Source organism: Coprococcus eutactus, from assembly GCF_025149915.1.
Lineage (GTDB): Bacteria > Bacillota > Clostridia > Lachnospirales > Lachnospiraceae > Coprococcus > Coprococcus eutactus.
On sequence record NZ_CP102278.1, the window covers coordinates 1562485 to 1584546 of the forward strand.

Genomic DNA, 22062 nt, shown 5'->3' on the forward strand with positions numbered 1-22062 from the left:
ATACTTTAATAATAGCATACAACGGGCATGCCCTCGTACGCTATATTAAACAACTGTTCTGCGGCTGACAAAGGAAGATTTACACATCCGTGAGAACCTCCGGTTTTATAAATGTCACCGCCAAAAGCACTTCTCCATGTTGCATCATGGAAACCTATTCCAAGTTCACCGATAAATGGCATCCAGTATTTTACAGGTGTCTCATAATCGTCTCCGATAAGAACCGCAGGCGTCTTTGTATAAAGTATTGTATACACACCTCCAGGGGTTCTGTATTTGCCTGAGTCGGCAAGGCTTCCTGTAACGCAGTCAGAATCCATGACCTGTTCGCCGTTGACATATACATATATATGCTGCTGTCCAAAATCACATTCTATATAAGTATCGCCGATATCATCGCCGCCATCGCGGTAAACCGCTGCATAGCAGTCAAAAATAGGCACCCTCTCAACGGACTCTCCAGCTTCAAGAACAGAGTAAAGTTCTTCAGCTTCACTGTCAACATCTATCAGCCAGCCATACCATGTATTATCAAGGGTTACTATACGTCCATCGTGTGTTCTGAAGTTTCTCGGCACACCGTATGTATCATACCTGTCCGCCATATTCTGGACGTACTCATGGACTTTATCTTTCTGGAATTCAATCTTTTCAGCTGAGATATCAGATATCCAGTCACCATAATCCTCACTGGTGAGTTCCCATGAGATCTCATCTATCTTATATGTAATCTTCATGGACAATACCTTTTCAAGCTTTGCCTGCTCAGATATTATCTCTTTGCTGTCAGCAGTCACCTCTGGTTTCTCATATACATCTGTGTCATCAAGATCAACGAGTTGATCGCCTTTATTAAGCGCCTCATCTATTATACAGCATAATTTTGTAAAATCAATATAATTTCCTTCAGTTTCCGGAATAATTGTTGATTTTCCATCTTTTATCTCAACAGAAGCATTCACCGGCTTCTCCATATTGGCTTCCTGAGTAAAATCACATTTCTTTAGAAGCGATTCAAGCTTGTCTTTATCATAATCTGCCGTGTAATAAAGCTCATAGTCTTTTCTCCTGCACATATAATATGGCCACAGGAAACCATTCTGTTCATTTTTGATCTTTTTAGCCGTGATGTTGGGTCTTATAACAAGTCCTATGTCATCAGTATCTATCCTGTATTCACTGTCGTCTCTCAACTTCAACGTGAGCGAATAATCTGATATGTACTCTCCTATGTACTGATCTACCTCATCCAGCGTAAAGAATGAGTAATCGTTGCCATTTATATATGTCTTGTAATTATAATGAAACATAAACCACACAGATACTGCAACATATGTACATACAACCACAATTGCAAATACGATTCCAAATATTTTTAATGCACTTAATTTTTTTGTGCCAGACTTCTTATTTTCTATTTTGTTATCTTGGTTTTGGGTATCATGCCTAGTCCCGGTTTCAGCCGGGGCATTATCTGATTCCTGCGTACCGGATATATTTCCTACAGCATCAGTCATTCCAGTCAGAACTGTTGTTGCAGCAGAATCATCCGGTGGGAGCTGTGAATCGGCAGCTTCAAATATCGTATCTGAATCTTCTTTCTGAGAATTTTGTTCTTCATCAAATATTTTCTCAGATTCAGCCGTTTCAGTCACGCTTTCTTCACCAAATATCTGTTTTTCAGAATCTGATATATCATTGTCATCTGATACATTTTTGTCGTCTGATATATTAATGTCGTCAGTGTTTGTATCTATATCATCATCTATACCATTATCTATTTCTTTACTCATAGTGCGCTCTCCAACCCTCAAATACATTTTAAAGGATATTATCCAGTACAGATAATTCTATAGTGTATAGAAGATTATTTCAACTATTAAATATTTTTAAATATTTACATATAATGTCACAAATTTCAGATAATATATGCTATTTCACCAGATTTATGGTGACAAGATCAGGTTCATTGTTCACCCTTATCTTTAATGTGTGAAGTCCCATTCCAGCACTTACGATCATATGACTATCTCCTATGTTGTAGACACCCTTATAGTATTTTGGAAAGAACTTTATCATTGGGGATATGAGCCCGCCGAGATGTGGAATTATTATAAGTCCACCATGGACATGTCCCGACACGCAAAGATCTGCTCCCCATGCGGCATATTCCTCAAAATAATCCGGATCGTGGCCTATCAAGATGTTATACGATCGCTTATCAGGCTTCCGTAATTCTTCTTCGAGATAAGCGCTGTCCATGTACAGCTTTTTAAATCTGCGGTAGTATTCAGGTTTCATGTCAAGACCATAGATCGTCATGTTGTAATCGGCAAGGTAAATACTATCGTTTATAAGCCAGTGGACTTTATCCTTTGTTCTTTCATACAAAGTCTCCCACATATCTCCGTATTTCTCATATATTGATGTGCGCATTTCATGGTTTCCCTTGCCCACAAACACGGGGAAGCTCTCCCCGAGAGAGTTCAGAAAATCGACACCCGTATCAACAGACAAGCCAGTCTTTCCGACTATAACATCTCCTGCAACCAGAATCAGATCGGGGGATATCGTTTCAACCGCATGTAAGAGTTCGCTATTTTTCTCTCCATAACAGGCATTATGAAGGTCTGATATCATCACGATCTTCGCATTTTTCTTAAGTCTCTTGTCTTTTATCCTGTAGCTTGAAAATGATATTTTTCTATTTTCCCTATGACTCTCCAGCAATATATTTACAAGAGTTATCACACATAATGCAGCTACAATAATTAAAAAGTATTTCATAATACCAACCTTCTAAAAACCTTTCTCACCGCGTAACTGATATTAATTTCATCCACGCTATCATCAGCATATATCATCACCTTACCTATAAATCTCTTACCGGCATAGTAAGATACCTCTCCCAGTTCGTCACCTTTTTTGACAGGCGCAGTTATCTTTTCTGGAATATCTATCTTCTTGCTCACGCTGTCAGCGTTTTCCGATCCAAGCAGAATTGCTTCAAACTGCGGGATAGTCTTAATTGTAACATAATCAGAGGTACCTTTGTCTACACTTAATTTCTTTTCTTTTATAATCTCTTTGTCTGTATATTTGTGACACTTTGAATATCCATAATCAAGGAGATGACATGCATCATTGTTTCTCATCTCTTTTGTCTCCCCGCCCATTATAACAGCTATAAGATCGATCCCGTCACGTTCTGCTGTTGCTGACATACAGTATTTGGCGGTGCTTGTATAGCCTGTTTTGAGTCCTGTTGCACCTGTGTACATGTTGAGAAATTTGTTCGTGTTCACCAGGTCAAAGCGGCTGTCTCCCCTGGCTGTTTTGTGTGTTATGTGGTCCATCCATATGCCGGAATAATCAAATATCTCAGAATGTTTTGTGATAAGTTCACGGGACATTAGGGCTATATCTCTTGCTGACATCTCATGCCCGGAAGTGTCAAGCCCACAGGCATTTTTAAACGATGCGTTCTCCATTCCAAGTTCTTTTGCCCTCTCATTCATCATGTTCACAAATGCCGGCTCTGAACCGGCTATCTTCTCCGCCATAGCCACTGCCGCATCGTTTCCGGAAGCAATTATTATACATTTTATCATATCCTGCACTGTCTGTTCTTCACCGGACTCAAAGAAACACTGTGAGCCACCCATGGATGCAGCGTGATCACTCACAACAACAGTATCATCCAGAGAAAATTTCCCGTCGTCGATCGCCTCAAATGTGAGCAGGAGTGTCATGACTTTTGTGACCGATGCCGGAGCCATGGCCGTGTCACAATTTTTTTCATAGATCACCTGCCCAGACTCCGCTTCCATAAGGATTGCACTGGGAGATTTGATATCTACATCAAAATTTGCAGACGAATCGGCATCTTGAGTTTCATTATTCTCTGCCGAGTTGTCATTTTTCAGAGACTGATGACTTTCCTCAGCTACTGCATTCCATACAGGACAAACAATTCCAGTACACAGTATCAGCGCCAGAATCAGGCTTATATGTATCCACATTTTTCTAATCATCATAAACTTTTATCCTAAAATTTATTTATCTCATTATATTCATTTACATGTAGTCTTTATTCTATAAAAACTAACGATAATTTCTATATATGAATATTTTCTTTATTTTGCGTAATATTTCTGATATAATCAACGATTAGAAAATAAGGAGGAAATGTTTCATGAGTATGAAATTAGTAAAAAGAGTACCGACTGGCGATGAGATCAAGGAACTATACCCTCTTTCAAGCGAGTTGAAAGCCATCAAAGCCAAAAGAGATGAAGAGATCAGAAAAATTTTCGTAGGCGATGATGACCGATTTATATTTATCATCGGACCTTGTTCAGCGGACAACGAGGATGCTGTATGTGATTACCAGAGTCGTCTTGCAAAGGTTGCCGACGAGGTTAAGGATAAAATATTGGTTATCCCACGTATATATACAAACAAGCCGAGAACAACAGGGGACGGATACAAGGGAATGCTCCATCAGCCTGATCCTACAAAGGCATCAGATATGCTTGAAGGACTCTACGCTATCCGTAAGATGCACATCAGAGCGATAAAGGAGACCGGTCTTACCGCTGCCGATGAAATGCTTTACTCAGAGAACTGGCAGTATGTCGACGATATCCTCTCCTACGTTGCCATCGGAGCACGTTCTGTTGAGGATCAGCAGCATAGACTGACAGCAAGCGGTATGGATGTACCTGTAGGTATGAAAAACCCTACAAGTGGTGATTACAATGTTATGATGAATTCATGTATAGCAGGGCAGCATCATCACACATTCCTGTACTCAGGATGGGAGGCTCACACAGATGGCAATCCCCTCACTCACTGCATTCTCCGCGGTGCACTCAACAAACATGGACAGTCTATATCAAACTACCATTACGAGGATCTTCGACTTCTCGCTGACACATACAAGAAGTTCGACCTTGTCAATCATGCATGTATAGTTGATGCTAACCACAACAACTCAGGCAAAAAGTTCATTGAACAGCCTAGAATTGTCAAGGAAATAATCCATAGCAGAAATTATGATCCTGAGATTAAAAATCTTGTAAAGGGTGTAATGGTTGAAAGTTATATAGAGGACGGCAATCAGCCTGTAGATGGTGGATGTTACGGTAAATCTATAACAGATCCTTGCCTCGGATGGGACAAGACAGAGAGGCTTCTCAAGGAAGTCGCAGAGCTCCTCTAGAATTTAATGTAAGATTTAATTTACGAGACGTATAAACAAAAAAGATCATATCAACAATACTCTGATATCAAGAGTTGCTGATATGATCTTTTATTATATTGATGAGACCGTTTCAAGTTTTGTGTAAACGTTAAAAACTGATATAAGATTTGTGAATAGTTACAAATGGGCAGAGCCGATTTTCCGGATTCTGCCCATATCTGCATTATACAGTAGTTTTTAGGCATGTCAATAAAACCTGCCTAAAATTGACTGCTTTACAGGTTCCGTCCCGCCAGACGTTCTTCAAAATAAATTTCAAGCTGGGAATGGATCTGTCCCCAGTCCTGCCTGTGTCCGGTCCATTTTTTCGTGATATCCATGGTTGCCAGATACAGCATTTTCAAAAGGCTGTCATCCGACGGAAAAACCGTTTTGCTTTTGGTCACTTTCCGGAGCTGGCGGTTGAATCCTTCAATGGCATTTGTGGTATAAATCAGCCGTCTTACTGCCTCTGGATATTTGAAATAAGTGGACAGTGTTGCCCAGTTATCATGCCAGGATTTATAGATTTTCGGGTACTTGGAATCCCATTTATCCTTGAACAGTTCCAGTTCATTTAAAGCGGTTTCTTCCGTTGGAGCCGCATATACAAGCTTCAGATCAGCCATCAGTTTTTTGATATCTTTGTAAGAAACAAACTTCGTTGAATTACGGATCTGATGGATGATACACTGCTGAATCTCTGTTTTTGGATAAACAGCCTCGATTGCCTGTGGAAATCCATTTAAACCATCAACGCATGCAATCAGGATATCCTCAACGCCTCTGTTTTTTAATCCATTCATGATAGAAAGCCAGAACTTCGCACTTTCGTTTTCTCCAACATACATTCCAAGAACATCTTTTTTCCCATTCATATCGATACCAAGGGCAATGTAAACCGCACGTTTTACAATACGTCCTTCACTGCGGACGTGATAGTGGATTGCATCCATAAATACTACAGCATACACTTCTTCCAAAGGGCGTTCCTGCCATTCTTTTACAATCGGCAGGATTTTGTCTGTGATCCGGCTGATTGTGCTGTCAGAAATATCAATATCGTATAATTCACGCATGTGGGATTCAATGTCTCCAGTTGTCATTCCCTTGGCATACATGGAAAGTATTTTTTCTTCCATGTCCTGAGTTACGGTATTCTGATATTTTTTAATCAGCTGTGGTTCATAATCACCATTACGATCCCTTGGGATTGCCACATCCATATCTCCATAACTGGTGTGCATGGTTTTGCTGGAATGTCCATTTCTACTATTGTCTGTTTCTTTGTTTCGATAGTCGTACTTGGAATATCCTAATTCTTCATCCAGTTCTTCATCCAAAGCACCTTCCAAAATGACAGACATCATGTCACGCATGATACTGTTTACATCGGTGCCGTCTTTGATGCTGATATCATTATTCTTCAGATAATCACGCATCATTTCTCTCATTGCTGCTTTTTGTGGGCTGTCTTTTCTTCTTGCCATAAAAATAACCTCCAAACTGAGTAATTTTATCTTACATCAGTTTGGAGGTTTACACAAACTTTGGGATGCTCCCATATTGATTTTGTATCGCAAACATCGCACAGCTTGATAAGAACTTTTCTTCCAAGTGCGACTTCACCCATCATTTTGAATTTGCCTGTCGTGTATGCATATATCGGATCAATCACTTTCATGAGAAGTCTGGACAACACCGGCGCCGTTACAACTATCTTTACGTTATATGTATGTCCATATGTATTTTCATATGAATCTCCATATTTGTCTGTTTCACCGCTTTCCCCACTGCCAATCACCTTAATATCAGCCTCATGATCCCTTATGATTATATAAAATCCCCCATTATCTGAGCCTATGATATTAAACTGCAAACTGCAATCTTCTGTGTCACTCCAGTCGATCTTTCCCAGAATACCTCCGATATGATCTGCGCATTCTGAATAAGTCATATATAAAACTCCCTTTTTGCTTTATAATGTATCCATCCCGACCGTATGTTTTTTTAATGATCAGATTCCTTTATAGATTCTTTTATAAGAACTCGAAATCATCATCACCTTCGTCACCGTCACCGATGAGAACCTGATTACGATTTACACCCTCTTCTACTTCGCCTACGATAAGCTCCTCTTCTTCCTCTTCCTGAGCAGCCTGAGCACTCTTACCTGTGAATGCTGCCGGTTTTGGCTCTGCAGTCTGAGTTGACTTTGGTGTCATCTTAAGTTTCTGTGGAGCATCTCCACCCTGTGACTTCATCTTGAGCTTTGTAATAGGATCCGCCTCAACTGCAGCCTCAACCTTTTCTGCAGCCTCAGCAACTTTAGCGCTTGATCCGCTCTTGAGTGTCTCCATTTCATCCTTAAGCTTTGCCAGTTCAGCCTTTGCATTTGCAATTACCTCATTGGCTTTCTTCTTTGCATCATTGATGATCTTGTTTGCCTCTGCGTTTGCTGCGTTAGCTTCCTTCTTTGATCCAGGAGCTGCCTGTTCAAGCTGCTTTTCAAGTTCATAAATCTTTACACTGTTCTCCATAAGGCTCTTTTTTGAAACCTCGTTCTCTGACTCAAGTGCTGCATACTTTGTCTGAAGATCTCCATATTCCTCAGCCATCGTACGCAAAAAGCTATTAACTTCATCCTTATTATATCCAAAAAGTCCTTTTTTAAAGGTTTTAGATTCAATCTGATCCTTTGTCATCATTATATAGTTCTCCTTTTTAGTTTAATTGAACTTTCTATGATTATATTTTATTGATTATAGAAACTCCACTTGTAATTATATTAACAAATATTCATTTTTTCAACAATATTGTGGGATTTTATAAAAAATTCCCAATATAATGCAGCTTTTTTATCAATCTGACAATAAATTACAATTCCCTGCTGTCCAATAATATGGTAAATGGACCATCATTGGACAAATCAACCTTCATATCTGCTCCAAATTCCCCATGTTCAACCACAGTTACATGTTCGCGGCATCTCGTTATTATGTATTCATACATCTCATTTGCCATATCCGGTGCCCCTGCACCTATAAATGATGGTCTGTTTCCCTTTTTGCAATCAGCACACAGTGTAAATTGTGAAACGATCAGTAATTGTCCGTCAACACTGTTTATATCGAGATTCGTCTTATCGTTTTCATCGGCAAATATTCTCATCTTCACAAGCTTATTTATCATTTTGTCAGCGATCTCTCTGGTGTCAGAATCATACACACCCACAAAGACCAGAAGTCCCTTGCCTATGTTGCCGATAATTTTTCCGTCCACCTCTACAGAGGCGTGATTAACACGCTGTATCACAAATTTCATCTTACATTATTTTCCTTTCACACTCTAAAACATATCAAGCACTGCTCTCTATGATACGGCTTTATCTGTCTGACATACTTATAGCCTCGACAGCTACACTTCCGCCTCTTACAACCTCTATTCTGTTAGGAAAACTCTCCTTGAACAGTTTTATTGCATTGTCGTTCTTTGCATCAGTCTGAACACACTCAACAAGCACTGATTTCTTATTGTAGTCAGTTATCTTGTATCCAAATGCATTTGCAATTCTGAACACTTCATCTTTATCCTCATTTGAACAGCTGTTGACCTTGACAAATAAAATCTCATTGTTGTGAATGGCTATATCAGTGTAGTCAACTACCTTGATAACCTCAACACTTCTGTTGAGCTGCTTTTTCACCTGCTCAAATGTCCTGTCATCACTGGTGAAACCGATGGTCATTCTGGATATTGTCTCATCCTCGGTTACTCCAACGGTTATAGTATCTATATTGTATGATTTGCTTGAAAACAAACCTGAAATTCTTGCAAGTACACCTACCTCATTCTCTACGAACAGGCATATCCATCTCTTCTTTACGCTCATTCTATATACCCCTTTCATTTGGATAATATACAAATCTATATATGTACATTCTATTACCGATATAAATCAATTTATCAATATCAGCAGTCAAGTATCATGTCATTCAGTGATTTTCCACCAGGAACCATAGGAAATACATTGGCCGTAGGATCTATGAAGAACTCTATAACTGTAGGTCCGTTTGTATTGGCCTTTGCAGCCTCAAATGCAGGTCTTATTTCCTCCGGCTTAGTGACTCTGATTCCCTTTGCATCATAACTTTCAGCCAGTTTTACAAAGTCAGGCGAATACTTTGGACAGCACTTGTCCGGATTCTGACAATCTCTGTTGCATCTTCTTCTGTATCTGAGACATGTACTGCTGTATCTCTTGTTGAAGAACAACTCCTGCCACTGACGAACGTTGCCAAGGTAGCCGTTGTTAAGTATACAGAGGGTAACAGGAAGCTCAAGTGCAACAGCCGTAGCCATCTCCTGAATGTTCATCTGAACTCCGCCATCTCCTGAGATGCATATTACATCCTTATCCATGTTGCCAAGCTTTGCGCCTATAGCGGCAGGGAATCCATAACCCATGGTGCCAAGGCCTCCGGAAGTTAAGAGCTGCTTGTTCTCGTCTATATCAATGTACTGCGTTGTCCAGAGCTGGTTCTGTCCAACGTCAGTTGTAACGATGAGATTGCTGTACATATCGTTTATGGTTCTGATGATAGCCTCAGGAGTCACTCCATCATATCTGTTCATGTTGATAGGATACTCAGCCTTGACATTCATAATGTCATCTACCCAGTCTTTGATATCAAGAGGCTCAGCGTATTCAAGCATCTTGGATATTGCAACCTTTGCATCTGCAACTATAGGTATATCAACTTTTATGTTCCTTGATATGGACGCTGCATCTATATCAACATGTATGATCTTGGCATTCTTGGCAAATGTATCTATAGTACCTGTTATTCTATCATTGAATCTACATCCGATGGAGAAGAGAACATCACTCTCCATGATAGCTTTGTTGGATGCCAAGTTACCATGCATACCGATGTTACCTACATACAGTGGATGATCTGTAGGTATTGCACCTTTTCCCATGATGGTTGTGACTACAGGGATACCTGTCTTCTCCGCAAGCTGCTGCATCTCTTTTCTTGCATGGGCGATATTTACACCACCGCCACAGAGGAACACAGGCTTCTTTGCATTCTTAAGCTCCGCAAGGGCTCTCTTGATCTGTCCGACATGTACACCCTCTGAAGGCTTGTAACCTCTGATATTTACCTCTGCTGGATACTCATCACTTCCCATGGCAAGCTGTATATCCTTAGGAATATCAACAACTACAGGACCCGGCTTTCCGGTTCTTGCTATGTAAAATGCATTTTTAATGATCCTTGCAAGATCCTCTCTCTTTCTTACTGTGACTGCGTACTTGCATATGCTTCTTGTGATCCCAACTATGTCAACCTCCTGAAAAGCATCATTTCCAATAAGATTCATTGGAACCTGTCCTGTAAAACATACCAGTGGCACGCTGTCGTAGTTGGCTGTGGCAATTCCCGTTACAAGGTTTGTCGCACCCGGACCACTTGTTACCAGACACACTCCAACTCTTCCCGTTGAACGTGCATATCCATCTGCTGCATGGACAAGCGCCTGCTCGTGTCTTGGAAGTATCATATCGATACCTTCTGCATCATACAACGCATCAAACAGGTCTATCGCTGTTCCACCAGGGTATGCGAACAGAGTGTCTACCCCCTCTTCCTGCAACGCTTTTACAAACATCTTTGCTCCATTGATCTCCATATCTTATACCTCCTGTAAAGTTCATGATAATCTAAACTTACGCCCCGGGATGTATATATGCACCCCATGCATAGAAAAAGCCCTAAGCGCAACTGCTTTACGCTTAGGGCGAATATGTTCATATCCGTGGTACCACCTAAATTCAGACAAATGTCTGCACTCATCAGATACTATAATAAATTATCACTGTAATCATTATTAATATCTTATTCCTGTAACGGGGAAAACCGTTGAAACCTACTCGACTACAGCCGACAAATATGTATGCTGCAATCTTTCAATCCACTGCTCGAAGGCTACCTTCCACACATTCCTGATGAAGACTCTCACCACCGTCTCCTCTCTGTTGATCGGGGGATGCATGTACTCCTCCTCGTCATAGCATTTGACTATTTTCCGGTCGTTTTACGACCCTTAGATGTGATTATTTTATCATTAACATGAAGATGTGTCAACGATTCTTTTACTTGCCCGCCAGCAGTTCAAACCAGAACACATCATAACCTGCCGCAGCGGCAACTCTCTGTGATGCTATATGTGACATTCCTGTGCCATAATATGGAATTTTACCACATCTGAGTATATCCTTGGTCAGTTCAGATACAAGCGCTGTACCCACATGTCTTCCCTCAGCTTTTTGAACAACATTTATACCAATCTGCCAGAAGTCGTCACTATCAGCACTTGCGCCAGCCATACCGATAATCTCATCACTTGATACAGCTGCCACAGCAAGTACATCAGGTGTGTTATCATCAAAGCAGAAAGCTTCACACCACCTGTCATCTCCTTTGAATTGCAGGATCTCATCCCCCGTATACCTGACAAGGTTAAAATCTTCTTTTATCATCGAATCAACGGTTTTATCTGTAGTATCTTTTCTCACTCCCTGTTCGCTCAGTTCCGTTGGAAGGTAAAATGGGTGAGCAAATTTCAATTTACATCCGTATCTGGAAAGAATACTGTCAAGCTCACGAAATTTCTCTATATCCATGAACCATTTGCCAGATGCATTCTCATAGCGTTTTCTGCATTCATCTACAATCTCTCTACGACCGGTAAATAGCAGCTTGCCATTTACCACAGCTATTTTGAGCGGGCACTTTTCCTGTCCTTTGAACTGCCTTTGCCCTGCTATCTGTCTGTATTCAGAGAATATATTGTCACTGGAATATATATCGGCCGCATCACAGCAATAATCCCTGGCCAGCTGATCATACAGTGCATTCTTCATCTTTCCAGACAGCCAATGTTTTCTCGTCAGAATATTCGTATGTCCTATCCGGACTTCATTCAAAAGAGGCACATCCACTTCATCACAGATATGATGAAACACAAATCCAAGCTTTTCCTGTACTATGCAGGACTTGGAATTGCCATCGTAGTAACCGCACCATATTGTTCTCATGCCCAGATCAAGAAATCCATGTTTTATGAGTCTCCTGGCCGCCTCCGGTGCGTATTCGTTGCCCCAGTGAGGCTTTCCTATCCAGTATCCGAGTTCACATTCGTCATCGCGGTCTGTCATATCTGTCCTTCCATTTAACAGTAATTCGATGGCACCGACAACCAGGCCGCTGTCCTTCAGACACACAGCATAACACTCCGGCCCATTAAATACATTCCGTATCACATCAAGGCTGTACTCCCTGCTCTCATGCACTGGCCAGCCAGCTATAGGTCCCACATCAGGGTCACTTGCATATTCAAATAATATATCTGCGTCACTCTCCTGCCAGTGACGTAATATTAACCTATTAGTTTCTAAAATCAAATCATATATCCCCTTTCATATAAGACTTTCTTTTTCTGATACGCCTATTCTAAATTATATATGCCACTGAATGTCGCACCCACTGTTTAGCTGATTCAGCCTTTTTACCTCAGTCTATGCTTTCCCAGTTTTTCACTATCCTCAGATATTTGCCGAGATTGATAAATGATCTAACGATCTCGTCCACTATGACTGCAAGAAAGACACCTGCTATTCCAAGCTTAAGGACAAACACAAACAAAAGCGCCACAGAAACCACCCACACCGTGCCAAACAGCTGTGTTATGAGCATCCATATCGTGTTGCCACTGCCCCTGATCGCATTGCCAACAACTATGTTTGCTGATTTTGCGAACAGATTGATGCTGATAAAGATCAGATATATCCCACACGATGCAATTATACTCTTGTCGTTGGTGAAAAGTGATATGATCTGCTGTGGAAACGCAAGACAGACACCGAGTGTGATGATTCCAACTACTATACACAAGCCATATGCACAGACACATACACCCTTGTATTTACTCAGATCATTGTTTCCTTTTGCCTCACCGGTTAGCGTCATTGTACCGTTTCCTATCGCTCCAATGATAACAACCGCCAGGACCTCGACACTGAATATGATGGAATAAATTCCGGCAGCCATTTCATTTATGGCGTTGAGAATCCTTATAAGCAGCAGATTACCAAGATTCCATGCAAAATCCTCAAGAGCTGTGTTCACTCCCAGCTTTGCCGACAAAAGATACGGCTTTATATGTGCCTTTACTACCCATTTCATAGATGGTTTGGTGTTAAGTTTCTTGCTTGATACCACGAATATCACTGCAAATATAAGTCCAGAGTACTCCGCTATTGTAGTCGCTATGGCTGCACCCTTTATCCCCATGGCCGGAAGCCCGAATCTTCCAAATATCATAACCCAGTCGAGGAATATATTGACTCCCGACCTTATTATTCCATATATGACAAGCGGCTTTGTATAATTAGACGTCTGAAGTATTACACTGAAAGCACCGCCAAGTCCTGTTATCAGAAATACGGGCGCATAATACCTGGAATAATCAAGACACATCGGCATCAGACCATCTGACACGCCCATGAGTCTGAATACAAATTCAGCGCAGAATGTCCAGAAGAAAAATAACAGTATCGGTATGATATTATTGTATTTCACCATGGCACCTGAATACTCTTCTATATGCTTGGTATCTCCTGCGCCAACGCTCTGACTTATCAGTATGGACGCTCCTGTCACTATGGAAAAACAAAATGACATGGTTGTCCACATAGGTGAAGTCACATTGCCGAGTGCACTCATATACATGCTGTTTACATGTCCTAAGAATATTCTGTCTATAAGCATCTGAAGCTGAGATATCAGATTGCTAAGCATGATCGGAACCGCAATATTTAATAGTCCCGGAAGGTATTTTTTATTAGTTTGTATTATTGTATTTTTCACGGTAGATTTTCTCTTTCTGTATTGTTTCTTAAGGATATGTCTTCTATAAACTCCAAGCTCAATTGTTGCAATAATCATAACATGACAGTGTATTCAATTATATCAACGCATGCTTTATTCTGCATTACACCTGTGGTGTGATATAACAAAATAAAGTGCATGAAAAACCGATTCATGCACTTTACTTTACATACATTTATCTACAAATTATCAGTCCAGATCAAGCCAATATGCTATATGTTCAGCAAGATCATCCTCGTCCATCTCAGGATGTTCTGCTATGTAATCTTTTATCTCATATATTTGCTGTTCTTTGATTCCCAGTATTTTAGCAGCAATCTCAGCATCTTTTACATCTAGCTTCTTTACCTGATCAATCAGATGCATGTATTTGCCCAACAGCTTATTTTCGTTATCTCTCATCAACAATGTCATAAATTCGCGCCTCCATTTCTTATTGCTTTTAACATTGTTCATAGTACAGCGCCCAAAATAAAATTGTCCGTTATAGTCTTATCTTTAAATATCGTCATTTTATATGTCCTCCTGTATGTGCCTCTCCAAGCGCAATGTCAGTTCTTCATATAAAAATCTTGTTTAGATTATAACTTTTATTTAATCATACTACAACCGCATATCATCTAAAAGTTCTATAAAATCAACTCCCCAATATAATATATAGATACCACAAAAAGAGGTAAATATATGTGTTCCATCGCAGGATTCTATAACTCCAGCAGGGATTTCAATACCGAACAGGAACGATACTCATACATATTGAACGACATGAATAAGGCGCTTGCTCACAGAGGTCCGGACGCACAGAATACAGTGCTGTCATCCCACTGTGGGCTTGCTCACACCAGACTATCCATACGTGACGTAGCAAGAGGCGAACAGCCTATGAAAAAGGTCATCGGCGAAAATACTATATACATAGTGTACAACGGCGAGATCTACAACACAAAGGAACTGAAATCGGAGCTGCTCGCCCTTGGATATACATTTGATACAACTTCGGACACAGAGGTTATTCTCAACTGTTTTCTTCACTTCGGTCCCGATTTTGTTCACAGGCTGAACGGAATATTTGCATTTACGATATATGACGAACATATCCAGACCATATATCTGTACAGGGATCACTTCGGTGTGAAGCCGCTGTACTACTCAGTAACTGATGACGGAACACTTGTCTTCGCCTCAGAGATCAAAGGCCTGCTCTACTATCCAGGTATAAGGCCTGTCATTGATGCACGGGGACTATGTGAGGTGTTCGGAATCGGGCCGTCCAAGACTCCAGGCTGTGGAGTATTTCAGAATATAGACGAAGTAAAGCCGGGACATTTCATGAAATTCTCACCCTACGGAATGACAGACTTCACATATTACCGCATAACCAGCAATCCTCACACTGACAGCTATGAAGACACTGTGGAAAAAGTCCGTTATCTTGTCAAGGACAGTATAGAGAGACAGATCGTATCGGATGTGCCTGTATGTACATTTCTCTCGGGGGGCATCGACTCATCAATCGTCAGCAGCGTATGCGCCGCAAAACTCAGGGAGCAAGGGAAAAAGCTGCACACTTTCTCATTTGATTTCAAAGATAATTCCAAATATTTCAAGTCAAATGCATTCCAGCCGGAGCAGGATCGACCATATGTAGATATGATGGTAGCCCACATAGGTTCAGACCACACATATCTCACCTGCAATTACAGTGATCTTGCAGACTATCTGTATACTTCCGTGGAATCAAGGGATATGCCGACGATGGCGGATGTGGATTCTTCCCTTCTCTACTTCTGCTCACTTGTGGCAAAGGAATACAAAGTAGTATTGACCGGAGAATGTGCAGATGAGATATTCGGAGGCTATCCTTGGTTTTACAGGGATGAACTGCTGTCTGCAGACACATTCCCATGGATGAAGGATCTGTCGCCAAGGCTCTCAGTACTGTCACCGGACCTCAGAGATTGTCTTGATATACCAGGATATGTGTCATCTCTGTACAATTATCTCTTATCCGAGATCAATCTTCTCCCGGGGGAATCCGATACAGAAAAGCGGCGCAGGCAGATATCTTATCTGAATATCAGGATGTTCATGCAGACATTGCTTGACCGAATGGACAGAACAAGCATGGCAAGCGGACTTGAGGCGAGAGTTCCATTTGCAGATCCACGAATACTTGATTATGTGTTCAACGTTCCATGGGAGTACAAATATTCCGAAGGCTGTGAGAAAAAGCTTCTCAGGGAGGCCATGAAGGATTATGTACCGCACGAGATCATGTACAGAAAGAAAAGCCCTTATCCAAAGTCATATGACCCTCATTATGAACAGGAGCTTGCAAAGAGGCTTCTCTGCGTACTAAATGATCCGGAAAGTCCTCTTCTGCCTCTCATCGACAGAGAATATGTGAAAAACTTCATAAACGCGCCAAAGGATTACGGCAGACCTTGGTTCGGCCAGCTCATGGCAGGACCTCAGATGATGGCATATCTTCTCCAGATTGATCACTGGCTGAGAAAATATGCTATTGTCCTTGACATATAAAAAGACTTCCAGACTTCTGTATACATGCGGCGTATCGAAAATGGCGAATACGCTGCATGTACAAGAGTTCTGAAAGTCTTGTTTTTACAGGCAATTTATATATTTGTTATTTATAGATTGCTTTCGCAGAAGGACTGCCCTTCTTTATCAGTTTCTTGTATGCTGTGGCCTTATTCCTAGGTACTGCAAATGTAATTTTGCTGTATGTTCCACTGAAGGCTTTTGCGCCAACGCTCTTGAGCTTAGCTGACTTTATCGTCATCTTCTTAAGGTTTTTGCATGATAAAAATGCGTTTGACCCTATGCTTGTCACATTGTTACCTATAGTGGCATTCTTTAGAGCCGTATACCTGCTGAATGCATTTGCGCTTACAGATGTTATCTTAAACCTTACATCTCCTATAATGACAGTATCTGCGATGGTCAGTGATGCAAATTTCTTATCTGACCTTGAGTACGTTGTACCGGCAATTGCAACTGTTCCGGTGCCGTCTGTCTTTGCTCCGGTTATAGTGTATTTGAATTTTCCAACTGTATATGTCTTTCCCTTGGCAGCCTTTACTATGGCAAATGTCTTTGTTATCTTTCCTGAATATGCATTCTTACCACGTATTATCACACTAGCCTTGCCCACCGCTTTGTTCTTGCTGTAGGTGACAGTGTAATCCTTGTTCAGTCTAAGTGTCTTTGCACCAGCCTTTACAACAAGAGACTTCTGGGTATGTACCTTTCCATTATAGATCTTGTTCTCTATTCCGGAAACAGTGATCTTGCTTGTCTTTTTACTTATATCAGTTGTTGCAAGTTTGGCAATACTTCCAATTTTAGTTGCTTTGCACACGGTACATGTGAATGTCTTCACACCTGTCGCCGTGTATGTAGGTTTCCTTGTCACCCTGCCGGAATTCCACTTATGTCCAAGTTCCTTTACATATACACCTGTGCTCATTACATCGCCGCAGATTGAACACTCTGTATGTCCAGTTCCTGCCTTTGTGCAGGTTGGTGCCTTCTCTCCTTTTAGTGTATACTTTACAGTCTTGCCCTCTGAACATGCCGCTCTGTAGATGGTTATCTTCAGCTCTGTGCTATCATAATTTTCCTTGTCATCGCCAACGTATACAGCGGTTGCCTCCACTGATCCGCCTGCCTTTATCGCAGTCTTATCATCCGCATCAAGCCATGTCCAGTCTCCCGGAAGTGCAATACTTCCAACTGTCTTATTTGTATTATCTACACTTAACAGCAGATTCGGCATTGTAGCCTTGCTCACATTTACCGTAATCTCAGCTTCTGCAGTGTTGTAATTCACACTGTCAGCCGGAGTAAATACAACGGTGTATAGTGTCTTATCGCTGTCAGATACAAATGGCTTTATGGATTCATCTTTCCATGCAAATGTTCCCGGTATCTCAACCTGATCAATACCATCAAAGGACACTCTTCCTCCAGATATAACAGCTTTTGCAAGATCGTCGCCATATGTTATTGCGCTTGCCACTGGCAAATCAACTACGTTTACATCAGCCTTTGAGACATTTACCTGAACAGTTCCACTGACCGGATTGTAATGTTCCTGTTCATCAGGGGTAAATACTACATCATAGTCTGTTACATCAACCGCAGGAACTGCGGAATCGTCAGCCCAGCTCCATGTTCCGGTTATGTTTTCTCCTGAAACTCCGATTACGGCTCCGCCCGAAATGCTTGCTTCATTTAAGGTTTTGTGTGGATCGTAGCTTATCGGATCTGCCACCGGAAGTTCACTTATAACCGGATCAGCTTTAACTATATCGAATTCAGCCTTGCAGTTTATATCGTAATTTCCTCCCATGACGTCCGTGATGGTTATTGCCGCTGTTCCAACTTCTGTATTGTCACTGTAAGATACTTCATATTCGCTTGAAGGAATGACTGTATCACCATCCATAAGGGCAAACTCAGGCTCTACCTTCTGTCCTGTGTATGTGTACTCAGGCTTAAGTCCATCAAATGTTGGACTGCTGATCTTCTTTGGCTCGATGGTAAATGTTACTTTCTTTGTTCCTGAGTAAGCACCAATTCCTGTTACAATCGCAGTCGCTGTGCCGGTATTTATGTTGTCGGAATACGTTACATTATAATCTAAGCCTTCTTTTAGCTGTACAGAAGACATATAGTTTCTATTGTAATATACCTTTACAGATGGTTTTAATTCACTTCCAGAATAGGTAATGTTTTTATTTTCATCTAACTCTGCATATACTTTATCGTTCAGCAATGCTACAATTCTAAGTTTATTATCTTCTATACTTGTTGACAGATCAATTATGGAATCATTTGATGATACGTTGAACCAATCTGACTTTAACGCAATGCCATCACCTGCTACAGCATATGCAGCACCTTGTTGTACACTTATTCCATCCAGAACAATTGGAATAACATTATGAGGCTCTGCATTTATGATTATTTCTTCTCCGTATGCTCCAAACAAATATATTCCTTCATTGATTTTTATATCACTATTGTCAAAGTATAATTTTATTGTTTCATCAGCTAGAATTATCCTGTATATATCTCCACCATTTAGTATCAATTGACCCGTAGTATATATCGTTCCCGAGATTTTTACATCGCCAATTGTTACTGTTGAATCTTTTTGTATATCTAATTCACCTTTTACGTATCCTCCCGTCTTGGAAGCAATTATCGTTATTTTTCCGTTATTTACATTAATATCATCTATCTTATGTCCATTTATGTCTATAGTAAAATCAGAATCAGGATTGTTTATATCAAGAGCTGTATTCGTATCTTCCATAACGGTAACAACACTACCTGGCATTTTTTCGGCATAACCTATTGCTTCCGGCAGTGAAACACAGGATAAAGTCTCATCACCTTTTGTGACTGTCGCCGCAAGTTTCTCACCACAGTATCTGCATATGCCATCCTCGAAGTTATGTTTGCCAAATACATCCTTTTTCTCATTGCTGTATGACACCGAGACAACGTCAGATGAATCGTTACAGCCTATATAAGTTATGCTCTTATATACCTTTGCACCGCGTAATACAGGATAAGTGTCTGTTCCGATGGTCTGTCCCCAGATTTCTTCTGACTGGCCGTTCTGCAGGAGATATGCAACCTCGCCGTTCTTATATTGTTCTGTTGTTTTACCTTCTACATTTTCGTATTTTCCGGTAATGTCACCATATGCATACTTGTCTCCGATCGAATCCCCGGCATAAACGGTACTGTCATAATAGCAGTTTTTGATATCCCCTTTGCCATCAATATCTTCTCCACATATACCTCCAATCTTATCACCACTTCCAGAAACCGCACCCGTACTGTTGCAGTATGATATTCCGCTAAAATTAGCCCCGCAGATACCGCCTATATATGTTCCTGATCCACGGATATCGCCAGAATTACTGCAGTTTGTGATATTGCTGGCATAACCGCCAGAACCACTATTTCCACATATCCCGGCAACTCTATAAACGCCGCTCACATTACCTGTGTTATAACAACGTGTGATCGGGCTTGTACTATCACCGCATATACCGCCTACATAAGTATCACCATTAACCACACCTGTATTATCACAGTCAGAAATCGTTCCTCTGTAAGTACTTCCGCATATACCACCAATCCCCAAATGAGAATTACCGGTTGTCCCATTGATGGTGCCTGCATTATGGCAGTTTACGACCGTTCCAAGGTGGCTCTTTCCGCATATACCTCCAACATCGGTAGCGCCACTGAAATATGAATCTAAAATACTTACATTGTAAATCTTGCCATCTTCAATACAGCCGAACAAACCTATAGACCGATCATCGTCCTTTTTTAAATATAAGCCGCTGATCGTGTGGTTTTGCCCGTCAAATTTGCCACTGTATGGAGCAGCAAATGGCACATGGTTTTTTCCGTAATAAAATGTTCCGATAGGTATCCAGTCTCTATACGTTCCTTCATTTAATGTGCCATCTGATTTCAGAACATTTTCATTTACAACAATATCATCTGTAAGAACTACATTTATTTTTCCGTATGTATCGTTGTTATTGAGCACTTTATCGCTAAACCAATACAGTTCACCTGCATTTCCAATCTCATACACCTTGTCCTTACTATCATCATTGTCGATATCATACTTGTCCGTAGTGAGTACTGCCGGCTGGTACGCGTCGCAATCTGTACAAAATCCCTGCGAATTATAATTGTGTGATTTCGTTTCTTTAGTCATATATCCAATCGGACAGTCTTTGCATGCTACTCCTTTTGTATGTTCTTTGTCATCTTGCCAAATATATGTAATATTACCGTTTGTATTATGTTTGTGTTCAGCTCCATCTATCAGAATTGTGGCTCCATCTTTAACAATAAGCTTGTCCAGATTGGCGATACTTGCACTACTCTCAAATTCTATGCTTTCTCCACTTGCAATCGTTAAATCTTCTTTTAAAGCGGCTTTACCATATACATATGTTTTCGTTACATCATCACCGGTCTCAATGTCGTTCCATTGCTTTGTGATGACAGAGTTGCTGAAGTCACAATCACTTAATACAGGTTCTTGACAGGCTAAAGCACGGCTAACCACAATCTGGCTTCCTGATACATTAATTTGTTGATTTGATCTAAATACCACACCTTCTTCTCGTTCTGTTGTTGCTTTCGCTTCAACATAACTGTCTACTATATTAATTTTATCACCACTAATTACGTTTGAATGATCCTCCTCATTTGCTACCACATAGCTATTTTCAATCGTTAAGCTGCCACTACATTCAATTGGGGAAGTCTCCAGCGTTGCTCCTATAATTTTTAAATTATTATTATTTAAGCCTAAGTCAGCTACACTGATACTTCCACAACTTAGACTTCCATTATGATTGTTACCATTTATTTCTAATGTAGGCACAATTCCGCTTTCTGTTAAAATACTTTGAATCACCATATCTGATCTCATAGTATTTGTTCCGGATAACATAATCGAAAGATCACCGTTCTGAATCGTAATGTTTCCAGAAATAGACGCATTTTCCAGTACAAGCTGATTCCTCGTGATGTCATAGTACCAATTGGTTCCCTGATATATCGTGTCATCATTACCAGAAACTCCATCATCTTGAAATTCCCCATTATCAATAAGACGTGTTGAGCCCATCAATAAATATTCGGGTATTTTTTCCGTTGTAGTCTCCTCTGCCTTAGCATTCATCACTCCCCAGCCGCTTACACCCATCACCGGCGCAGGCGACGTAACCACCGCTGCAGCAAGCGCAATTATAATTCCCTTCTTAAATATTAATCCCTTTCTCATAT

15 protein-coding genes and 1 other annotated feature are annotated in these 22062 nt (G+C 40.7%); of the genes, 2 read left to right on the forward strand and 13 right to left on the reverse strand.

The genetic code is table 11. The annotated features are described in order from the left end of the window. Positions 1-5 precede the first annotated feature (5 nt). The 3 genes from NQ536_RS06740 to NQ536_RS06750 all read right to left on the reverse strand — a co-directional run bounded on the left by NQ536_RS06740 (position 6) and on the right by NQ536_RS06750 (position 4037). Entirely contained in the window at positions 6-1793 is a 1788-nt protein-coding gene (locus NQ536_RS06740; RefSeq protein ID WP_044997983.1) for a L,D-transpeptidase family protein, read from the reverse strand. 139 nt (positions 1794-1932) lie between these two features. Then, on the reverse strand, positions 1933-2787 hold the full coding sequence (locus NQ536_RS06745) for a metallophosphoesterase (RefSeq protein WP_004850891.1): 855 nt from the start codon (positions 2785-2787) through the stop codon (positions 1933-1935). Next, positions 2784-4037, reverse strand: coding sequence for a D-alanyl-D-alanine carboxypeptidase family protein (locus tag NQ536_RS06750; protein ID WP_227909650.1), 1254 nt, complete (start codon positions 4035-4037; stop codon positions 2784-2786). Before NQ536_RS06750 ends, NQ536_RS06745 begins: the two co-directional genes overlap by 4 nt. Before the next feature lie 158 nt (positions 4038-4195). Between NQ536_RS06750 and NQ536_RS06755 the strand changes: the two genes are divergently transcribed. Next, entirely contained in the window at positions 4196-5224 is a 1029-nt protein-coding gene (locus NQ536_RS06755) for a 3-deoxy-7-phosphoheptulonate synthase (RefSeq protein ID WP_004850887.1), read from the forward strand. Positions 5225-5481: 257 nt separating this feature from the next. Here NQ536_RS06755 and NQ536_RS06760 read toward each other — a convergent pair whose 3' ends face one another. The 9 genes from NQ536_RS06760 to NQ536_RS06800 form a co-directional block, all read right to left on the reverse strand. Further along, entirely contained in the window at positions 5482-6699 is a 1218-nt protein-coding gene (locus NQ536_RS06760; RefSeq protein ID WP_167530854.1) for an IS256 family transposase, read from the reverse strand. Between the two features lie 62 nt (positions 6700-6761). Next, positions 6762-7202 (reverse strand): hypothetical protein, encoded by a 441-nt coding sequence (locus NQ536_RS06765; RefSeq protein ID WP_227909649.1) that lies wholly within the window; start codon positions 7200-7202, stop codon positions 6762-6764. An 82-nt stretch (positions 7203-7284) separates the two neighbouring features. Next, on the reverse strand, positions 7285-7953 hold the full coding sequence (locus tag NQ536_RS06770) for a DivIVA domain-containing protein (protein WP_004850796.1): 669 nt from the start codon (positions 7951-7953) through the stop codon (positions 7285-7287). Positions 7954-8122: 169 nt separating this feature from the next. Beyond that, positions 8123-8569, reverse strand: coding sequence for a D-aminoacyl-tRNA deacylase (dtd, locus tag NQ536_RS06775; RefSeq protein ID WP_004850798.1), 447 nt, complete (start codon positions 8567-8569; stop codon positions 8123-8125). A gap of 61 nt (positions 8570-8630) precedes the next feature. Next, positions 8631-9137 carry an acetolactate synthase small subunit gene (ilvN, locus tag NQ536_RS06780; RefSeq protein ID WP_022058961.1) on the reverse strand — a complete coding sequence of 169 codons (507 nt, stop codon included), beginning with the start codon at positions 9135-9137 and terminating at the stop codon, positions 8631-8633. An 80-nt stretch (positions 9138-9217) separates the two neighbouring features. Then, the gene (ilvB, locus tag NQ536_RS06785; protein ID WP_004850802.1) at positions 9218-10942 is read right to left on the reverse strand and encodes a biosynthetic-type acetolactate synthase large subunit; all 1725 of its coding nucleotides are present in this window, start codon (positions 10940-10942) and stop codon (positions 9218-9220) included. Between the two features lie 101 nt (positions 10943-11043). After that, positions 11044-11331: a binding site (T-box leader), on the reverse strand. A gap of 74 nt (positions 11332-11405) precedes the next feature. Continuing rightward, positions 11406-12716, reverse strand: coding sequence for a GNAT family N-acetyltransferase (locus tag NQ536_RS06790; protein WP_004850804.1), 1311 nt, complete (start codon positions 12714-12716; stop codon positions 11406-11408). Between the two features lie 109 nt (positions 12717-12825). Then, positions 12826-14259 carry an MATE family efflux transporter gene (locus tag NQ536_RS06795; RefSeq protein ID WP_004850805.1) on the reverse strand — a complete coding sequence of 478 codons (1434 nt, stop codon included), beginning with the start codon at positions 14257-14259 and terminating at the stop codon, positions 12826-12828. A 132-nt stretch (positions 14260-14391) separates the two neighbouring features. Further along, positions 14392-14616, reverse strand: coding sequence for a hypothetical protein (locus NQ536_RS06800; RefSeq protein ID WP_022058956.1), 225 nt, complete (start codon positions 14614-14616; stop codon positions 14392-14394). Between the two features lie 270 nt (positions 14617-14886). Here NQ536_RS06800 and asnB point away from each other — a divergent pair, with 270 nt between their 5' ends. Further along, positions 14887-16743 (forward strand): asparagine synthase (glutamine-hydrolyzing), encoded by a 1857-nt coding sequence (asnB, locus tag NQ536_RS06805; protein ID WP_022058955.1) that lies wholly within the window; start codon positions 14887-14889, stop codon positions 16741-16743. 106 nt (positions 16744-16849) lie between these two features. Here asnB and NQ536_RS06810 read toward each other — a convergent pair whose 3' ends face one another. Next, the gene (locus tag NQ536_RS06810) at positions 16850-22060 is read right to left on the reverse strand and encodes a leucine-rich repeat protein (RefSeq protein WP_004850812.1); all 5211 of its coding nucleotides are present in this window, start codon (positions 22058-22060) and stop codon (positions 16850-16852) included. Positions 22061-22062: the final 2 nt, after the last annotated feature.